Source organism: Gordonia sp. IITR100, assembly GCF_002009645.1.
Lineage (GTDB): Bacteria > Actinomycetota > Actinomycetes > Mycobacteriales > Mycobacteriaceae > Gordonia > Gordonia hongkongensis.
The window spans coordinates 501,716-518,870 of record NZ_MVKV01000002.1; the positions used below are offsets into that span (position 1 = coordinate 501,716).

At 67.3% G+C, this 17,155-nt stretch carries 16 protein-coding genes, 1 tRNA gene and 1 pseudogene; 8 read left to right on the plus strand and 10 right to left on the minus strand.

Annotation, left to right across the window (positions count from 1 at the left end; genetic code table 11):
• Positions 1-103: 103 nt before the first annotated feature.
• The gene (locus B1818_RS06100) at positions 104-667 is read right to left on the minus strand and encodes a helix-turn-helix domain-containing protein (RefSeq protein ID WP_058251475.1); all 564 of its coding nucleotides are present in this window, start codon (positions 665-667) and stop codon (positions 104-106) included.
• Between the two features lie 57 nt (positions 668-724).
• On the opposite strand from B1818_RS06100, the gene B1818_RS06105 reads away from it, so the two are divergent.
• The gene (locus B1818_RS06105; RefSeq protein ID WP_078112171.1) at positions 725-1,507 is read left to right on the plus strand and encodes an AzlC family ABC transporter permease; all 783 of its coding nucleotides are present in this window, start codon (positions 725-727) and stop codon (positions 1,505-1,507) included.
• Between the two features lie 167 nt (positions 1,508-1,674).
• A pseudogene (locus B1818_RS06110) lies at positions 1,675-2,109 on the plus strand (cytochrome P450); the annotation flags it as partial.
• A gap of 818 nt (positions 2,110-2,927) precedes the next feature.
• Here the strand turns inward: B1818_RS06110 and B1818_RS06115 are convergent.
• Positions 2,928-3,000 (minus strand) — tRNA-Ala (locus B1818_RS06115).
• 86 nt (positions 3,001-3,086) lie between these two features.
• Here B1818_RS06115 and B1818_RS06120 point away from each other — a divergent pair.
• A complete protein-coding gene (locus tag B1818_RS06120) occupies positions 3,087-3,830 on the plus strand; it encodes a hypothetical protein (RefSeq protein WP_078112173.1) in 744 nt (247 codons plus the stop codon).
• 62 nt (positions 3,831-3,892) lie between these two features.
• On the opposite strand, the gene glpR is transcribed toward B1818_RS06120, so the two are convergent.
• Both glpR and B1818_RS06130 read right to left on the minus strand, forming a co-directional pair.
• Positions 3,893-5,140, minus strand: a complete 1,248-nt coding sequence (gene glpR, locus B1818_RS06125; RefSeq protein ID WP_078112174.1) for a gephyrin-like molybdotransferase receptor GlpR — start codon at positions 5,138-5,140, stop codon at positions 3,893-3,895.
• A 148-nt stretch (positions 5,141-5,288) separates the two neighbouring features.
• Complete coding sequence (locus tag B1818_RS06130) at positions 5,289-5,957, minus strand: SIMPL domain-containing protein (protein ID WP_058251480.1); 669 nt, start codon at positions 5,955-5,957, stop codon at positions 5,289-5,291.
• A gap of 77 nt (positions 5,958-6,034) precedes the next feature.
• Between B1818_RS06130 and B1818_RS06135 the strand changes: the two genes are divergently transcribed.
• The gene (locus B1818_RS06135; RefSeq protein WP_139362991.1) at positions 6,035-6,805 is read left to right on the plus strand and encodes an ankyrin repeat domain-containing protein; all 771 of its coding nucleotides are present in this window, start codon (positions 6,035-6,037) and stop codon (positions 6,803-6,805) included.
• Positions 6,806-6,846: 41 nt separating this feature from the next.
• Here B1818_RS06135 and B1818_RS06140 read toward each other — a convergent pair whose 3' ends face one another.
• The 4 genes from B1818_RS06140 to B1818_RS06155 all read right to left on the minus strand — a co-directional run bounded on the left by B1818_RS06140 (position 6,847) and on the right by B1818_RS06155 (position 10,605).
• Complete coding sequence (locus tag B1818_RS06140; RefSeq protein ID WP_078112176.1) at positions 6,847-7,350, minus strand: hypothetical protein; 504 nt, start codon at positions 7,348-7,350, stop codon at positions 6,847-6,849.
• A 22-nt stretch (positions 7,351-7,372) separates the two neighbouring features.
• Positions 7,373-8,029 (minus strand): GNAT family N-acetyltransferase, encoded by a 657-nt coding sequence (locus B1818_RS06145; RefSeq protein ID WP_058251483.1) that lies wholly within the window; start codon positions 8,027-8,029, stop codon positions 7,373-7,375.
• 166 nt (positions 8,030-8,195) lie between these two features.
• Positions 8,196-9,500, minus strand: a complete 1,305-nt coding sequence (gene glp, locus B1818_RS06150) for a gephyrin-like molybdotransferase Glp (protein ID WP_058251484.1) — start codon at positions 9,498-9,500, stop codon at positions 8,196-8,198.
• Positions 9,501-9,660: 160 nt separating this feature from the next.
• Positions 9,661-10,605, minus strand: coding sequence for a UTP--glucose-1-phosphate uridylyltransferase (locus B1818_RS06155; RefSeq protein WP_058251485.1), 945 nt, complete (start codon positions 10,603-10,605; stop codon positions 9,661-9,663).
• A 163-nt stretch (positions 10,606-10,768) separates the two neighbouring features.
• On the opposite strand from B1818_RS06155, the gene B1818_RS06160 reads away from it, so the two are divergent.
• Entirely contained in the window at positions 10,769-11,347 is a 579-nt protein-coding gene (locus B1818_RS06160) for a 5-formyltetrahydrofolate cyclo-ligase (protein WP_078112177.1), read from the plus strand.
• 82 nt (positions 11,348-11,429) lie between these two features.
• Here B1818_RS06160 and B1818_RS06165 read toward each other — a convergent pair whose 3' ends face one another.
• Positions 11,430-11,759, minus strand: coding sequence for an FmdB family zinc ribbon protein (locus tag B1818_RS06165; RefSeq protein WP_078112178.1), 330 nt, complete (start codon positions 11,757-11,759; stop codon positions 11,430-11,432).
• A 235-nt stretch (positions 11,760-11,994) separates the two neighbouring features.
• Between B1818_RS06165 and B1818_RS06170 the strand changes: the two genes are divergently transcribed.
• Entirely contained in the window at positions 11,995-13,542 is a 1,548-nt protein-coding gene (locus tag B1818_RS06170; RefSeq protein ID WP_078112179.1) for a sodium:alanine symporter family protein, read from the plus strand.
• A gap of 46 nt (positions 13,543-13,588) precedes the next feature.
• On the opposite strand, the gene nhaA is transcribed toward B1818_RS06170, so the two are convergent.
• Positions 13,589-14,848 carry a Na+/H+ antiporter NhaA gene (gene nhaA, locus B1818_RS06175; protein WP_078112180.1) on the minus strand — a complete coding sequence of 420 codons (1,260 nt, stop codon included), beginning with the start codon at positions 14,846-14,848 and terminating at the stop codon, positions 13,589-13,591.
• A 229-nt stretch (positions 14,849-15,077) separates the two neighbouring features.
• Between nhaA and B1818_RS06180 the strand changes: the two genes are divergently transcribed.
• Positions 15,078-15,749: an SAF domain-containing protein gene (locus B1818_RS06180; protein ID WP_065630203.1), complete on the plus strand. Its 672-nt coding sequence runs from the start codon at positions 15,078-15,080 to the stop codon at positions 15,747-15,749.
• 176 nt (positions 15,750-15,925) lie between these two features.
• Complete coding sequence (gene mscL / locus B1818_RS06185) at positions 15,926-16,759, plus strand: large conductance mechanosensitive channel protein MscL (RefSeq protein ID WP_078112220.1); 834 nt, start codon at positions 15,926-15,928, stop codon at positions 16,757-16,759.
• The last annotated feature ends 396 nt before the right edge of the window (positions 16,760-17,155 follow it).

Genomic DNA, 17,155 nt, shown 5'->3' on the forward strand with positions numbered 1-17,155 from the left:
ACAGTGCTCACGACGGCATGCGGTCGACGCCGCGCCTCTCGAGGGCGGTTTTCACCGGCGCTTCCCAGGCCTGTCCGGACTTGAAAGGTTTTGTCCCGCAACCTCAGAACGCCTCGCTGAGCATCACCGCGACGGTGCCCGGCTCGAGCGCGTCGAAGACGTGCTCGACATCACCGGGATACGAGATGTAGTCACCGGCCGACAGCACCTCGGTGGCATCGGTGGGCCCGAGACGCGCTCGGCCGCAACTGATCACGACATGCTCGACGATCCCGCGCGCATGCGGGGCGGAGACCCTGGGCTTACCCGGCTCGGCCCGGATCACGTACATGTCGCGCCGGGAACCCGGCGACGCGGTGGACAGCAGCGTGGCCGAGTAATCGGCGTCCGCGGCCGGGATCACCGGTCCCTCACCGAACCGGATGACCTCGACCGTGGGCGTAGGCGAATCCAGAAGCGCCGAGAACTGCACCCCCAGAGCCGTGGACAGGGCCCACAGCGTCTCCACACTGGGGTTCCCCTCCCCCGATTCGAGCTGGGACAGCGTCGACTTGCCGATACCGGCGCGCCGGGCGAGTTCGGTCAGCGACAGACCGGCTCGTGCGCGTTCTCGCTTCAATGACGCGGCGACGAGCTCTTTCGGATTCACCGAGCGCGCTTCGTTCATCAAACCGTCCGATCGTCCATCTTGACGAACACTCCTCCACTGTTCACTATGATAGTCATGCGTTCGGCTTGGAGAACACTCGACTCGGCAACCCTGCGCGCTGTCGTGGTGATGTCGCTGTCGGTGCTCGTGATCGGGACGTCGTACGGGGTCGCCGCGCACGGCGCGGGCCTCACTCTCTGGCAGATCGTCCTGATCGCCACTATCGTGCTCGCCGGATCGTCGGAGTTCGTCTTCGTCGGGATTCTCGCCGCGGGCGGGGTGCCGATCCTGGCCGCGCTGGCCGGCCTGCTGGTCAACACCCGGAACTTCGGATACGGCCTCGCCGTCGGAAAGCACCTGCGCGGCACGCCCGAGATCCTGCTCGGCTCCCACCTCATCAACGACGAGACGGCAGCCCTGGCGACGGCCGAGACCGATCCCCGGCGCGCACGCGCCGCGTTCCTGTTGTGCGGGCTGGGAGTTCTCATCTCCTGGCCCGTCGGCGCCGCCCTGGGTGCCGCCCTCGGGGGCGTGGTCGCCGACCCCGCGAGCCTCGGCCTCGACGCCGCCTTCCCCGCCCTTCTCGCCGCGCTGGCCATCCCCGCCCTTCGCGACGGCGCCACCTGGGCGGCGGTGACCGTCGGCGCGGCGGTGGCCGTCTCCTCGACGCCGTTCCTACCGGCCGGGTTGCCGATCATGGGTGCACTCGGCGGTTTCGCCGCCCTCGAGGTGGTCCGCCGCCTTCGGTCGGCATCCGCGGAGGCACCGGATCTGCCCCGCACGAGGACCGGCGCCGACGCCCGGAACGCCGAGCCGAATGACACGCTCGAGCACGACACCGTTCGGACATCGCGATGAGCGCCGGCGTCTCCCTGGCCATCGGGATCACACTCCTCGCAGTCGGCACCTACGCAATGCGCGCTGCCGGACCTGTTCTGCGGAAACGTATCTCGGTGTCCGCCGCGGCCGAGAAGCTGATGGATCGGGCCACCGTCGTCCTTCTCGTCGCGGTCGCCCTCACCGGCGCGTTCTTCGTCGACCACGAGCAGTGGGATATATTTCGCCGCGAACGTCCGTCCACGGCTGCCGACGAGATCGTTCGCTGGGCAACCCCGGTCAATTGTTTTCAGCGAACAGCTACGCAGGATACCGAGCTCAACGGCACGCGCATCAGCGAGGGCCAACGCGTAGGCCTCTTCTATGGGTCAGCCAACTACGACAACAGTGTCTTCCGAGATCCATTCACCTTCGACATCACACGAAACCCCAACCCGCATCTCGGGTTCGGAGGAAGTGGGGCGCACTACTGCATCGGCGCCAACCTCGCCAAGATGGAAATCGACATCATGATGAACGCCGTCGCGGACATCATCCCCGACCTCACCAAAACCGGCGAGCCGATTCGAGTCAGGTCCGGCTGGCTCAACGGCATCAAGGAGATGCCAGTTCGCTATCGCTGATTCGTTCACCGATACTAGATTTCGAGCTGTTCATTGCAACGTCCTGATCATGGCAAGGCAATCTGTCGGCCACCATGCAATATCGATCTGCCACACCGCGGGTTCGACAAAACACTTCGGGTTCGTCGGTTGTCAGGCGAATAACACTCCATCAACCAAGAATTTACTTTCATCATGGCCTACTCAGTTCGCGAGGCCCATGTTTCTACCGTAATGTATTGACGGCAAGGCACTCATCCATCAAGAAATCGGGGTCACAGATGGCAAGCATCATTCAAGGCGCAATCACCGACGCGATCGTCGAACTCGTCACGGGCGCGATTGAATCAGGATCGGACGATACGGCAACGTAGCAGGTCGACTGCGACGGTCAGAGATCCGCGTCCGGGGTACTGCCCCGGGCGCGGATCTGTCTGCACCCTCGCCGAGCGACAATCGCGGAGGAACTACTGCGGACACGCGACGAGCACGTCGGTGTCGGGACCCTCGGTCACCCTCCACTGATTGTCGACGCTGTGGACCCGGTGGTGGCACACCCCCCGTCCCGGGAATTGCCGAGCGTACTGACACGTTGCTCAGGCGTGGAAAACTCGTTCGCCCCCGCCTGTTACGTCGTCGACTGCCATCGCCGGGCCACCCACTGGGAGATGGTGACGCCTGCCGGGATATCTCCCGAGATGTCGGTGCCGCTGTGCGGCGATCACGCCGCCTCCCACTTCACTCCCTGCGCTTCCTGATCTCGGAACGAGGCCGGTCTGCTAGATGCGGAACGGCCCCGCCCGGGTTCCGGGCGGAGCCGTCTGAGCTGCCGTTTTCGGTGGAGCTATGGGGAATCGAACCCCAGACCTACTCGATGCGAACGAGTCGCGCTACCAACTGCGCCATAGCCCCGGGAGGTCTTGCGACCATCCGCGGGCTACTTTATCAGCCCGGGGTCGTCGACTCCCAAACGGCCGGCCCACGACTAGGCTGGGCGGGTGCCTCGGATGTCAGATCAACAGTTGGCCGGCGTTCTCGACAACGTGGTCGGGGTGATCAACCCCGTCCTCGACGCACTCGCCGAGCGGGACCCGCTCGGCCTGAAGGGCCACACCTTCCACGACGACGACCACCCCGACTCGCGCCTGCGGCAGGCCCAGCACGCCGCGTCGAAGCTGCTCGACGCCGCCGAATGGCCAGGTACCAAGGGCTGGTCCGAGCGGTCCATGCACAAGCGCGCCAGTTGGTGGGTGACCCGCATCGGCACCTTGAACACGGGCGCCGTGGCGTTCCCGGGGGTCTTCGGCGTGTGGGCGAAGCGGTTGCCGATCACCCCGTACCTCGGGTTCGCCAACCAGGCGATGGTGCTGGTCGCGATCGCCCGCGAGTACGAGGTCACCGATCGCAAACGACAGGTGCAGCTGCTCGCGTCGGTGCTCTGCAAACGTGATCTCACGAACCCGGATGTCACCGCCGAGTCCGGGAAGTCGCTGCCGTCCGAACCCGAGGAGCGGGAGAGGTCGCTCTTCGCCGCCATCTGGGATGCGGCGAAGCTGCTCCGTGCCGTCGACGACGAGTTCGACAAACGACCGCAGCCGATGGCGCCGTTCCGCATGCTCGCGTATGTCCCCGTCGTCGGGGCGCCCGCGACCTATCTCGGCGAGCGCATCGCGCTGTCGAAGGCGGCGAAAGCCGGTCAGGCGTGGCTGGATTCGCACGGCAAGCCGGCTGTGACGAAGTAGCCGGGAAACAGTTCAGCAGTAGGTCTCGCTGAGCGACACCTACTGCTGAACGGGTGTGGAGATCAGCCGACGCGGCGGTACTGCAGGTCTTCGCGGTCCATGCGGCGACGCTGGAACGGCGGAAGGTGGTCGAACACCGGGTCCTCGTCGTCGATCTCGAGAACCGTTGCGCCACCGGGCCGCCGAAGTCGCGGCGGCGGGGGTGCGGCGGCGAACTCCGGGACCGCGGCGGCGCGTCGACGACGCTCCTCCTCGGCACGCGCCGACCGCTTGGCGCGCGCAAGGCGCTGTGCCCGGATCTGCTGCTCGGTCTTCACCGCACGACGCAGGTACGCGAGGTAGCCCACCAGGAGCAGACCGAGCACGCCGGTGGCCACCCAACCGGGCGTCCCGACGACGAAGCCGGCCGCGATCGCCAGCAAGACCAGCACGAACAACCCCAGCGTGACGCGCTGACGCTCCCGGTACTTGAGCTCGCGTTCCTTCTCGGAGGAATAGACACTGCGTCCGGACCGTCGACTGCTCGACGAATGCGCCGCCGGGCGGCTGTCCTCGACCTCGTCGGGATCGGTTACATAGGCCTCGGCGTCGTCCGCCTCGTCCTCGTCGACCGACTCGGCTCGATCACTGCGCCGCGACGCGCGGGCGTAGTCGTCGTACTCGTCCTCGTCGAGTTCGTCTGTGGCGTCCTCGTATTCGGCGTCCTCGTCCTCGAGGTCGTCGTCGTACTCGCCGTCCTCGTATTCGCTGTCGACGTCCTCGAAGTCGTCGTCGTATTCGGCTTCCTCGGACGTGGTGTCCGACTCGTCGTCTGCGGTCTCGTCGCGTTCGACGTCGACCTCGATGTCGTCATCGGTTTCCGCGACGGCGTCGTTGTCACTCTCGCTGTGGCTGTCCACGGACTCGTCATCGGTGTCCCCGAGTGCGGTGTCGACCGAATCATCGTCGTCGTCCACGGATTCTGCCGTCGGCTTCTCGACCTTCGCACTGCCGGAACGACGCACTCGGGTCGAGGACTCACTCTTCGCGACGTCGGCGTCGTCCTCGGTGTCGACGTCGCTGTCGGCCTCGAGCGTCGCGGTGGCGCTGCGACGCGAGGACTTCCACGACGGATCGTGCGGATGACGGGCCGACGACCGGCGTCGACTTCCCGAGGCCGTCGCGGTGCGCGACCCACCGCGGTGCAGCAGTCGCGTCTTGCGCGCGGCGTCGGTCGACTTCAGGATCTGCGGACGTCCCTTGATGACCATCGGGACCAGCACGAAGAGCCAGACCGCGACGAGACAGACCCACAGTACGGAGTTGGGCATGCGACTCTCCCTTCATTCACTCTGGTCACACGAAGCCACTCCACAATCTAGGACGACGACAGGTCGGCCCCGGGTAGACGCGCCGTGTCACAGGCGAATCGGCGCGGGTTTCACACGCGCCTCTCAGCATCACCGTTGCCGTGGGGGTTCACTGCGCCCGAAACCGGGCGTCCACCGCGACGGCGATCTCGATGTCGTCGGTGCGCAGTTCCAGCGACGGTGAGGCCGGCGGACCGGCGGCGACCGCCATCGGCATGGCCCGTCGCCTCGCCGTCGGCACATTCGAGGCCAGGTCCGGATCGGACAGGAGCACCGGCGTCACCGGTCCCCGACCCACCGCATCGGAATAGGCCTGGGCCTTGAGAATCGCGTCCTCGACAGCGTCCCGACGCAACTCCCGCTCGCGTTCGCGCCGCGTCTGCTCGTGGAGATCCCAGTCGATGTCACCGACCTCGACGGCATCGACCGACGCCCAGAGGTCGATGAACTCTGACAACCCCTCGAAGTCGACGAACTCGGCTTCGATGCGAATGCGGGTGTTGTACACCAGTTCTCGACGCTCGCCTGTCTCCGAATACGGACGATAGGAATAGACCCGCACCGAGTCGGCCGTCCATCGGGTCACTGCCCCCGCCGACTCGAGTCCCGTCAGCGCACGGGTCAGATCGGTGTGCACCTCGACCGCGCGCGTGTAGACCGCCGGTTTGTCCGCACCCTCCACGCGCACCACGAGGTGGATGATTCCGCGCTCGGGCCGATACCGACCGCGTGCCTGGCCGCGGACCACGATCTCCAGTTCGTCACTGTGTTCGGTCATTCCGAGAGCCTATGCGTCGACTGAGGGGGGTTATCGTAAAAATCGGACATGAGGCACGGAGGGACGGCATGGTGCGGATGAAGAGACTCGTGGCGGTGGTTGCGACAGCACTGTCCGCGTGCGTGGTCGCCGGGTGCGGGTGGATCGCGGACGTCGTCTCGACGCGCGTCGACGCGGCCGACTACTTCACCGCCCCCACCGTCCGAGTGCTCGACGCAGCCCGACGAGACGATCAGACCACGATCGAATCCCTGGTCGCCGCGGGCGCCGACCTCGACGAACTCGGCGGCGATCCGGAGACCGACCCGCGGCGCGTGGACATCACGCCACTGCAGTGGGCGGTGGAATTCGGGCCGCCGGCGGCCGTGGGTGCCCTGCTCCGCGCGGGCGCCGACCCGCATCTGCCAGGCGCCGGCAGCTACAACGCCGTCGCCTACAGCGTGCTGCTCGACCGTTTCGACGCCTTCCGCACCATCATCGAGTTCGACGAAGGGCTGGTCGGGGCGTCGGACCGGATCGGCGGCAACGTCGTGCACACCGCTGTCCGCCATCGTCGCGGGGACGCCTTGCGCCTGCTGATCGACCGCGGCGCCGACCTCAACTCGGTGCAACCGCTCGCCGGCCGAACGCCGCTGTTCACCTCGGCAGACGTGCTCAACATCGACCACTGCCTCGTCCTGTTGCGTGCGGGCGCCGATGGCGCGCACCGGGATCAGCGCGGTTCGACGTTCCTGCCCTCGCTGTACACGGCCGACGACTCCATCCGGACGAGTTCCTATCTCCGCACCCGAGCCGCGATCGAATCCGAGATGCGCGCGCGGGACTTCCCCATCGAGACCGGGCGCTGACGTAGGCGCTGAAGAAGCCGGCGACCGCATGGCGATTCGGGCTAGCGGTAGCCGTACTTGTCGAGCAATGCCGTGACCACGAGCCCCGCCCCTTCGGGCCCGGTCGGGGTGTCCGGCGAGGTGTCGGCCGAATACGCCACATCGAACGTGTGGCGGTCCAGGCGCACGATGTAGCGCGCCAGTCCCTCTGACTCATAGAAGATCTCGGCCCGTGTGCCGGCGAGAACCACGGTGTCGTTGAGGTGGTCGGGTTCGGTGGGACCCGACACCCAGTAGTACATACTCGGGTCCCGGTAGGCACCGATCTCCCAGGCGCACGTCGGTCGGGACACCGCGGCCCGCTGCACCGGCATGTCCTGTACACCGAGTTCTTCCAGAACATTTCGAGGCACGTCGCAGGGGTCCGTGTCGCTGCCGGTCGCGACCTGCTCGGAGACCGGCACGCCGTTCACGGCGCGTCCGGTCTCGTGGATCGCGCACCCCGTGGCGAAGAACGCGGCCGCCACGGTCAGCGTGAGACGACGCGAGCCGGTCGTGGTGATCACGCGGTGACCTCGACGCCCCGACTCACTGGAACGACGCCCGGCCCGCCCGGACCAGTGCCTCGGCGGCGCTGCCGACCACTTCCTCGGCCGTGAGCGCGAACAGCATGTGGTCGCGCCAGCGCTTGTTCACGTCCATATAGCGCAGCAGGAGACCCTCTTGCCGAAACCCGATGTTGGTCAACACCTTCCGCGATGCCTCGTTGGTCGGCTGCACCGTCGCGTCGAGCCGGTGCAGGCCCACCGGACCGAAGCAGTGGTCCACCCCGAGCGCCACCGCGGCGGTCGCGATGCCGTTCCCGGCGTACGCCGCGTCCACCCAGTAGCCGATCCACGCCGTCCGGACGGCACCGCGCTGGATGTTGCCCACCGTCAGCTGCCCGACGTAGCGGCCGTCGAGTTCGATCACGAACGGGAGCAGCGCACCTCGTTTGGCCTCCGACTTCAGCACCGCGAACAGCGGCGGCCACGACCCGGGCTGATGGCGTTCAGCCCAGCTTCCGACACCCGTCGGTTCCCAGGGCAACAGGGCGTTCTGGTTGCGGATCCGCAACTCGCTCCACGTCTTGGCATCCCGCACCTTCACGGGCCGCAGGGTGACCGTGCCGGTCCGGGTGCGCAGCGGCCCGAGGGTGGCCGGCCATCCCGGACTTCCCTGACTGCCGCTCAACCACCTGAACACGAGAAGAAGTTTATGCGCTGTCACAGTGCCGACGGCGTGAGACCTGGATCTCGCGTCGGGGTGGTGGTTTCGACTCGGCGCCTCGCTCCGCTCGGTGCCGGCTCAACCAGCGGGGGTGGGGGCGCCTCGACCTCGACGCGCTCGTTCGTTGCTTGCTCAGCAGGGGTCACCCGCGCTGCGCGAGGAACGCCACTTCGACCTCGTCGCCCGTGCCCATCTCCTCGACATCGGGGTCGACCATGATCAGGCAGTTCGCCTCGGCGAGTTCGGCGAGCAGGTGCGACGACCCGGTCGGTGAGGCGCCGAGCACCTGCACCAGGTAGTCCCCCGACCGTTCGTCCCGCATCAGCTGCCCACGCAGGTAACCCTTGCGGCCGCGCACCGACGCGATCGGTCCGATGGTGCGCGCCTTGATGATCCGCCGCATCGGTTGCCGTTTGCCCAGCGCGATCCGGATGAGCGGCCGGACCATCACCTCGAAGGTCACCAGAGCGCTCACCGGGTTGGCGGGGAGCAGGAACGTCGGCACCTCGTCGCGTCCGAGGCGCCCGAAGCCCTGGACCGACCCCGGGTGCATCGCCACCCGCACGATCTCCAGGTCGCCGAGGTCGGCGAGGGCGTCGGCAACAGCGGTCGACGCACTTCCCCCCACCGCACCGCAGATCACCACGATCTCGGAGCGGATGAGCTGCGCCTCGACGACCTCCCGCATCCGCGACGCCTCGCGCTCGGCGATGCCGACGCGGTTCACGTCGGCGCCGGCGTCGCGGGCGGCAGCGGCCAGCGCGTAGCTGTTGACGTCGTAGATCTGACCGGGACCGGGTGTGCGGTCGATGTCGACGAGCTCACTGCCCACCGAGATGACCGACAGGCGCGGGCGCGGGTGCACCATCACGCGTGCCTGACCGACCGCGGCGAGCAGCCCGACCTGGGCCGGGCCGATGATCGAGCCCGCGCGGACCGCGACATCGCCCGGCTGCACGTCGTCGCCGACCCGCCGGACGTAGTTGCCGCTCTCGACGCCGTGTCCGATCTTGACCTTCTGGTCGCCACCGTCGGTCCAGCGCAACGGGACCACGGCGTCGGCGAGCGTCGGCATCGGGGCCCCGGTCTCGACGCGCACCGCCTGACGCGGTTGCAGCCGCGTCGGTGTCCGCGAGCCCGGCCCGACCTCGCCGACCACCGGCAGGGACACGATCATCGGTTCGCCCGGTTCGAGGTCGACGAGCTCGGCGCCGTTGGCGTCGAAGTCCTCCAGGTCTTCGGGTGCGAGCACCCCGGCCAGACCGACGTCGACCGCACGCACCGCGTAGCCGTCGATGGCCGCCTGGTCGAAGCCGGGCATCGGGTGCTCGGTGACGACCTCCTCGGCGCACATCAGGCCCTGCGCCTCGGAGATCGCGACGCGCACCGGACGCGGCGCCACTGCCGCCGCGGTCACCAGCGTCAGATGATCTTCGACAGACCGCATCTCACCGCTCTTCCCGTCTCAACCGGTCAGTGCACCGGGACGTGCGGCCGACAGCGCTCGGCACGTCGTGCACTCGATACAACACAGGAGAACGTTATCGAGCGCGCCCGCGGCAGCGTGCGAGGCGCGCGGATGCGACCGGTGATCGCCCGTGCGGAAATCAGCCGTCGGCGAGACGCTTCTCGAGCCATTCGCGCAGATCGGGACCGTAGTCGTCGCGGTCGAGCGCGAAGTCGACGGCAGCCTTGAGATAGCCGCCGGGGTTGCCGAGATCGTGTCGGGTGCCGTGGTGGACGACGACGTGGACCGGCTCGCCCTCCTCGATGAGAAGCGCGATGGCGTCGGTGAGCTGCAGTTCGCCACCGGCGCCGGGTTCGATGCGGCGCAGCGCGTCGAAGATCTTGCGGTCGAGGATGTAGCGACCCGCGGCGGCCAGATTCGACGGCGCATCCTGCGGTTCGGGCTTCTCGACCATGCCCTTGAGGCGCATGACGTTCGGGTTGTTGGCATCGGGAAGCGGCTCGACGTCGAAGACGCCGTAGGCGCTGATGCGATCTTCGGGGACCTCGATGGCACACAGCACCGAGCCGCCCCGGCGCTGACGGGTGCGCGCCATGACCTCCAGGACACCTCCGGGTAGCACCAGGTCGTCGGGCAGCAGAACTGCCACGGCGTCCTCGTCGTCGTCGAGGTAGCTCTCGACGCAACCGACCGCGTGCCCGAGGCCGAGCGGCTTCTCCTGCACGACCGACGCGACCTCGAGCAGGTTGGGCGCCTTGCGCACCTTGGCCAGCATCGACTCCTTGCCACGCGTGGCGAGGGTGTTCTCGAGCACGAGGTCCTCGACGAAGTGGGCGACCACGCCGTCCTTGCCCGGAGAGGTGACGATCAGGAGACGATCGGCGCCGGCCGCCTTGGCCTCTTCGGCGACGAGCTCGATGCCAGGGGTGTCGACCACCGGCAGCAATTCCTTGGGCACCGTCTTGGTCGCCGGCAGGAACCTCGTGCCCAACCCGGCTGCCGGGACGACCGCGGTACGCGGGATCGGCGGAGTGTTGGGTACACCTTCGTACTCACTGAAACCAGCTTTATCCGTCGCACTCATGAATCCACCCTAGGACAGGTGCCGGTTCTCGGCCGGACAGACGGCGGTGACCGGGACCTCACCACGCTCGTTCCGACGGTCGGATACAGTGCGGGCGTCCCGGCTGTCCCGGCCGGGGTGCACATGCCACCGGTCTCGAGACGACGCGAAGGACGGTCGGGTCTTGACAACGCTGAAACAGCAACTGCGACAAGAGATCGAGGATCGACGATCGCGCCGGTCCGCCGACGAGCGGGACCGGTCCGCCGCAGCCCTCGCCGAATGGATGTACTCCTGCCCCTTCCGGCTCGAATACGACGTCACGGTCGCCGCGCATGTCCCCGTCGGCAACGAACCCGGCTCGAATTCGATGCTCGACGCGCTCGTCGACCGAGGCGTGTCGGTTCTGGTCCCGGTGGTCCCCGACGGCGATCCCGCACCGATGGACTGGGCGCCGTACACGGGGCCGGACTCGCTGGCTCCCGGACGCTGGGGACTTCTCGAACCGACCACCGACCGCGTCGGTGTGACCGCGATCCGCGCGGCGTCGGTGATCCTGGTCCCGGCGCTCGCGATCGACAAGAGCGGTGTGCGGCTCGGACGCGGCGCCGGATACTACGACCGGACCCTGCACGGTTTGTCGGCCGACCTCGTCGGCGTGGTCTATGACGACGAGGTCGTCGACTCACTGCCGTCCGGTGACCACGATGTCCCGGTCGGTTGGATTCTCACTCCCGGAGACGGGTTCCGCCGACTCGGCTGACCCGGGGTACAGCGGAACCCGGGCGGTGTCGGGTGACACCGGCCCGGGTTCGGCCTATGACGTTGTCGTGGCGGGACGCCGGTCAAGCGGGAGTCGCGGCCTTGGTCTCGCTCTTGGTCGACGACGCCGAACTCGCGGAGTCCGACTTGGAGCTGCTCGACGAGCTGTCCGACGACGAGGAGCCCGACGACGACGAGCTGTCCGACGAGGGCGTCGAGGTGTCCGAGGACGAGCCGGGACGCGAGTCCGTGCGGTAGAAACCGCTGCCCTTGAACACGATGCCGACCGAGTTGAACAGCTTGCGCAGGCGGCCTGCGCACTGCGGGCACTCGGTCAGCGAGTCGTCGGAGAAGGACTGGACGATGTCGAACTTGTTGTCGCACTCCGTGCAGGCATACGAGTAGGTGGGCACCGCGAAACCTCCGAATGTCAGTAAACGATGACCAGTGTAACCGACTTTGGCACTCCCTCATTCCGAGTGCTAAGCGCAGGTTCGGCCCGGCTTCCCGTCAACGGATTTCGCACCTTGGCGCGCACCGCCGAGTGCAGTCGTGCAAAGTGTTCCCCTAGCTGAAGCAACCAGTTCACCGCTCGATCACCGGGTCGGACCGCCACGAGCGGCCGATCCCACCATCGCTGGAGCCGCCATGACCGACTTCCTCAACGACCTGAACAGCATCATCTGGAGCAATCCGTTGGTGTACCTATGCCTCGGAGTGGGGGTGTACTTCTCCATCCGCTCGCGGTTCCTGCAGATCCGGCACATACCGGAGATGATCCGGGTGATGCGCCACGGTCAGAGTTCGCCCGATGGCGTCTCGTCCTTCCAGGCGTTGATGATCTCGCTGGCCGGCCGGGTCGGCACCGGCAACATCGCCGGTGTGGCTACGGCGATCGCCTTCGGCGGTCCCGGCGCCCTGTTCTGGATGTGGGCGATGGCCTTCCTCGGGGCGTCGACGTCGTTCGTCGAGTGCACGCTAGGCCAGATCTACAAGACCCGCGATCCGCTGACCAACGAGTACCGCGGCGGCCCGGCGTACTACTTCAGCAAGGCGCTGGCCCACACCAAGGCGGCACCGTTCTTCAAGGTCTACGGGCTGATCTTCGCCGCCGTGACCGTCCTCGCCTGCGGCCTGCTGCTCCCGAGCGTGCAGTCCAACTCCATGGCCATCGCGATGAACCAGGCGTGGGGTATCGCGGACTGGGCCGTCGCGATCGGCGTCGTCATCGTGCTGGCGTTCGTCATCATCGGCGGCGTCAAGCGCATCGCTACCTTCGCCACCGTTGTCGTGCCGTTCATGGCGGTCCTCTACATCCTCTTCGCGCTGGTGGTGGTATTCCTCAACGCGTCCGAGATTCCCGAAGTCCTCCGGATGATCTTCGCCAGCGCCTTCGGGATCGACTCCGTCTTCGGTTCGGTGGTCGGCGCTGCGGTCATGTGGGGCGTCAAGCGCGGCATCTACTCGAATGAAGCCGGCCAGGGCACCGGACCGCACGCAGCCGCGGCCGCCGAGGTCTCGCATCCGGCGAAGCAGGGCTTCGTGCAGGCGTTCGCCGTCTACATCGACACCCTCTTCGTGTGCTCGGCCACCGGCTTCCTCATCATCTCGACCGGTGCGTACCGGGTGTTCGAGGGCGAGAGTGCCGACGGCGCGGTGATCGCCGACGGCGGACTGCTGCCGACGGCCACCGACGTCGGACCCACCTTCGTCCAGATCGGCTTCGACAGCATGTGGAGCGGCGCCGGTTCGACCTTCGTCGCGGTGTCTCTGATGTTCTTCTGCCTGACCACGATCATCGCCTACTACTACATGGCCGAGACCAACCTGCGGTTCCTGATGGGGAAGGCGGCGACCATCTACATCGGTCCGCTGCGCAGCACGCTGGGCTCGAACCTCACGATGCTCCTGCAGGCACTGATCCTCGTATCGGTGGCCATCGGATGCGTCTCGACCGCCAGCGAGGCGTGGACCCTCGGCGACATCGGAGTCGGGCTGATGGCGTGGCTGAACATCGTCGGCATCATCATCCTGCAGCAACCCGCGTTCAAAGCGCTGCGCGACTACGAGAAGCAGAAGAAGGAAGGCAAGGACCCGATCTTCGACCCGATCGCTCTCGGAATCGTCGGGGCGACGTTCTGGGAGTCCTACGGCCGGGCCGACGAACGCACCGACGAGGTCACGGTCGCGAAGTAGGACCGTCGACACGCGACCCGCGGGCCTCGGACCGAGGCTCGCGGGTTCATCCCCCGATGACGTCCTTGTCGATGTCGGGGATGTTGTCGCGGTTCATGTCCGGATCGCGGGCCTGTCGAGCGTCCCACCGCAGCAGGAACGCGGCGAGCACTGCCGAGACGACAGATCCGACGAGGATGGCCGCCTTGGCCGCGGCGGCGTGGTCGTCGGAGCCGCCCTCGAAGCTCAACTCGGCGATCAGCAACGCGACGGTGAAACCGACTCCGGTGAGGAATCCGACGGGCAGCAGATCGCGGATGCCGATCGCGTCTGGTAGGCGCAACGGCGTGAACCGGGTCATCAGCCACGTCGAACCCATCACACCCACGACCTTGCCGACGACGAGACCGACGACGATTCCGATCGACACCGGTTGGACGATCGAACCATCACCACCCACGACGGTGACGCCCGCGGCCGCGAAGGCGAACACCGGCAGGGCGAGCGCCGAGGAGTACGGGCGGACCGCGTCGTCGAGTCGCTCGGTGCGCGGCTCCTCCTCACCACGGATCGCAACGGCCGGCACCACGAACCCGAGGAGTACGCCCGCAACGGTCGCGTGCACCCCGGACGCGTGCATCAGACCCCACGCGACGACGGCGACCGGGATGAGGACCGGCCACCACCGCCACGCCTGCCGCACCAGCACGGCGAAGAGCGCCACCGCGGCAAGGGCGGCCACCAGCATGACGAAGTCGATCTTCTCGGTGTAGAACGTCGCGATGACGATGATCCCGAGCAGGTCGTCGACCACTGCGAGCGTCAGCAGGAACGTCCGCAGGGCGAGCGGGAGACCGCGGCCGAAGATCGCGAGAACAGCGAGAGCGAAGGCGATGTCGGTGGCGGTGGGGATCGCCCAGCCGTGCAGCCCGTCCGGGTCGCCGATCGCCACCACGACGACGTAACAGAGCGCGGGCGTGACCATGCCACCCACCGCGGCCGCAATGGGAACACCGGCGAGTTTGAGATCCCGGAGGCTCCCGGCCACGAACTCGTGTTTCAGTTCGACTCCGACGACGAAGAAGAAGATCGCCAACAGCCCGTCGGACGCCCAGTGCGCCAGCGACAGATGTAGGTGCAGCGCCTCAGGCCCCACCTCGACATGGAGCAGAGAATCGTAGGCCTCCCGCCACGGCGAGTTCGCCCAGAACACTGCAACAGCGGCGGCCACCAGAAGCAGCCCCCCACTGGTCGTGTCTAGCGCCGCCCAGCGCCGGATGCGATCGGCCTTGCGTGCGCTGTCTGCTGTCGGTTGCTCATCGGCCATAGGCTCTCCTCTGCTCGATCGCACGCGGTGCGCCGGACGCCGCCCGCGCGACGAGCGGCCGACCAGACTTCCCGGCACAGAACATCGATTCTCCCCCACCGCAATGCCGCGGGCCATTCCGGGCCCACGGCCGGACCGCTGTCCACACCGGTCGACGGCCCGATTGATGTTGTCCACAGACGAGTTCCACGGGCCGATCACCCGGGCAGACGGACCTAGCCTTCGTCACATGTCTCCCCCGTCGAAGCTTCCGTCGAAAGCCTCACTCGGGCCTCGAATTCGTGACCGGGTGAGTTCGGCGCTGCGACCGGGGTGGACGCGCAGCGTCCTGATCCGACGTGTCGCCGCGACAGGACTGGTCGTCGCGGCCGTGGTGGTGGGGGTTGCCGGAACACGCGCCGACGGCGACGTCGAGGTCATGGTTGCCGCGCATGACCTGCTGCCGGGACAGGTGGTCGAGATAGACGATCTGGCGCCGCGGAGCGTCGCGGAAGCCACGGTTCCCGACGGTGTCCTCACCGAGGCGGCACCCGCACTCGGGCGAACCGTGACCGGGCGTGTCCGCGGAGGAGAAATCCTCACCGATGCCCGCCTGCTGTCGTCACGTCTACCCGCCGACCTGACCGGGGACGACGATGCCCGGCTCGTACCGATACGACTGTCGGACGACGCCGTGACTGCGCTGCTGCGACCCGGCGACGTTGTCGACGTGTTGACCGAAGAGGCGGAAGTGCTGGCCCGCCGCGCCGTTGTCGCACTCCACGCCGCCGAATCACAGTCGGGTGGTATCGCTCCCGGCGGGACCGCGGCCGCCCCGGTGCTGCTCGCGATGGACGCCGCATCCGCCCATCGGGTCGCGGCGGCAGGGCTCGATACGGCGCTCGCAGTGGTCCTGCACTGAACAACGGCCGGGTCACGGCATCACGACACAGGCGGACGAATCAAGTCAAATGGATCGGTTCGTTCACGATCGTGGATAGGGTAGTAGGAGCTCGCGCACCGCATGTCGGACTTGCTCCGATCATGCGCAGAATCACCGGACAAGAGCAGGACATCACCGAAAAGAGGCCGCACACCGTGCTCAAGGGATTCAGGGACTTCATACTCAAGGGCAATGTCGTCGAGTTGGCGACAGCGGTCATCGTCGGCGCTGCGTTCACCGCGATCGTCACCGCGTTCACCGACGGCATCGTCCAGCCGATCATCAACTCGATCCCCGTCGGCTCCGACGCCGCACAGGGACTCGGTTTCCAGATCACCGACAACCCATCGACATTCGTCGACCTCGGCAGCGTCATCACCGCCGTGATCAACTTCCTGATCATCGCCGCGGTCGTCTACTTCATCATCATCATGCCGTACAACAAACTCGCCGAGCTCGGCGGTTTCGGCAAGAAGGCAGAGGTCACCGAGATCGCCCTGCTGTCCGAGATCCGCGATCTGCTGGACCCCGACGGAACCTCGAAAGCCAAGGCGGAGGCCGAGAGCGATCTGCCCCCGCATCTCAGCGACCCGGCCGGACCGGCCGGCGACTCCTACGGCACACCGTCGGGATCCTTCGCCCCGTACGAAGCGCCCGCCGGAGCCGGTACGACGCAACGCATCTCGACTCCGCCGGCACCGCAGGGCCCGCCGTCGCACCCCACTCCCCCGCAATCGGTTCCGCCGCAGAACGTCCCGTCCCAGTCCGTCCCGCAGAATCGTCCGCCGCAGGGCCCACCGCCGGGAAGCCCGTCAGGCCAGCCGTATCCGACGCCGCAGCCGGCACCCGGTAGCTACCCGCCGCCCGGGAACTACCCCGGCCCGGGCAACTACCCGCCTCCCGGCCCCGGAAGCGGTTATCCCGGTGAGCAATACCCAGGCGACTTCCCGGGCGAGGACCCGGACGCGCCGGGGCGTCACTCGCGCTGACACGCGGGCCCCGTCTCCCAGGAAGCTGACAGCGGGAGCCATCCGAACCCGAAGGTCGGCCCCCTACTTTGGGATTCGTCGCCGGAACGTGCGACCGCACCGGACCTGAAAGCCGGTGCGACCGAACGAGAACAGGATGAACGAATGCCGAACAAGCCCGCACCGAACCGTCAGTCGCAGAACCAGAACCGGCGTCCGGCGCGGCCGCAGCAGCGCACCCAACCGCGTGCGCAGGCCCGCCCCAGGACGTTCCCGTGGTTCTTCGGTAGCTGACCACACTCGGTAAACCCGCTTCTCATCAGGGAAGTCCAGCAGATCCCTTTGCTCCCTGAGGTGCGAGGAGCGCAAGCGACGAGCCACGAAGGGTTTGGCGACTTACCTCGTCAGCCCTTCGTG

Bases quoted from the DNA above. Each gene is read 5' to 3' on its own strand.
- B1818_RS06100 (WP_058251475.1), bottom strand. From the start codon at position 667: ATGAACGAAGCGCGCTCGGTGAATCCGAAAGAGCTCGTCGCCGCGTCA.
- B1818_RS06105 (WP_078112171.1), top strand. From the start codon at position 725: ATGCGTTCGGCTTGGAGAACACTCGACTCGGCAACCCTGCGCGCTGTC.
- glpR (WP_078112174.1), bottom strand. From the start codon at position 5,140: ATGCCCAACTCCGTACTGTGGGTCTGTCTCGTCGCGGTCTGGCTCTTC.
- B1818_RS06130 (WP_058251480.1), bottom strand. From the start codon at position 5,957: ATGACCGAACACAGTGACGAACTGGAGATCGTGGTCCGCGGCCAGGCA.
- B1818_RS06135 (WP_139362991.1), top strand. From the start codon at position 6,035: ATGAAGAGACTCGTGGCGGTGGTTGCGACAGCACTGTCCGCGTGCGTG.
- glp (WP_058251484.1), bottom strand. From the start codon at position 9,500: ATGCGGTCTGTCGAAGATCATCTGACGCTGGTGACCGCGGCGGCAGTG.
- B1818_RS06155 (WP_058251485.1), bottom strand. From the start codon at position 10,605: ATGAGTGCGACGGATAAAGCTGGTTTCAGTGAGTACGAAGGTGTACCC.
- B1818_RS06170 (WP_078112179.1), top strand. From the start codon at position 11,995: ATGACCGACTTCCTCAACGACCTGAACAGCATCATCTGGAGCAATCCG.
- nhaA (WP_078112180.1), bottom strand. From the start codon at position 14,848: ATGGCCGATGAGCAACCGACAGCAGACAGCGCACGCAAGGCCGATCGC.
- B1818_RS06180 (WP_065630203.1), top strand. From the start codon at position 15,078: ATGTCTCCCCCGTCGAAGCTTCCGTCGAAAGCCTCACTCGGGCCTCGA.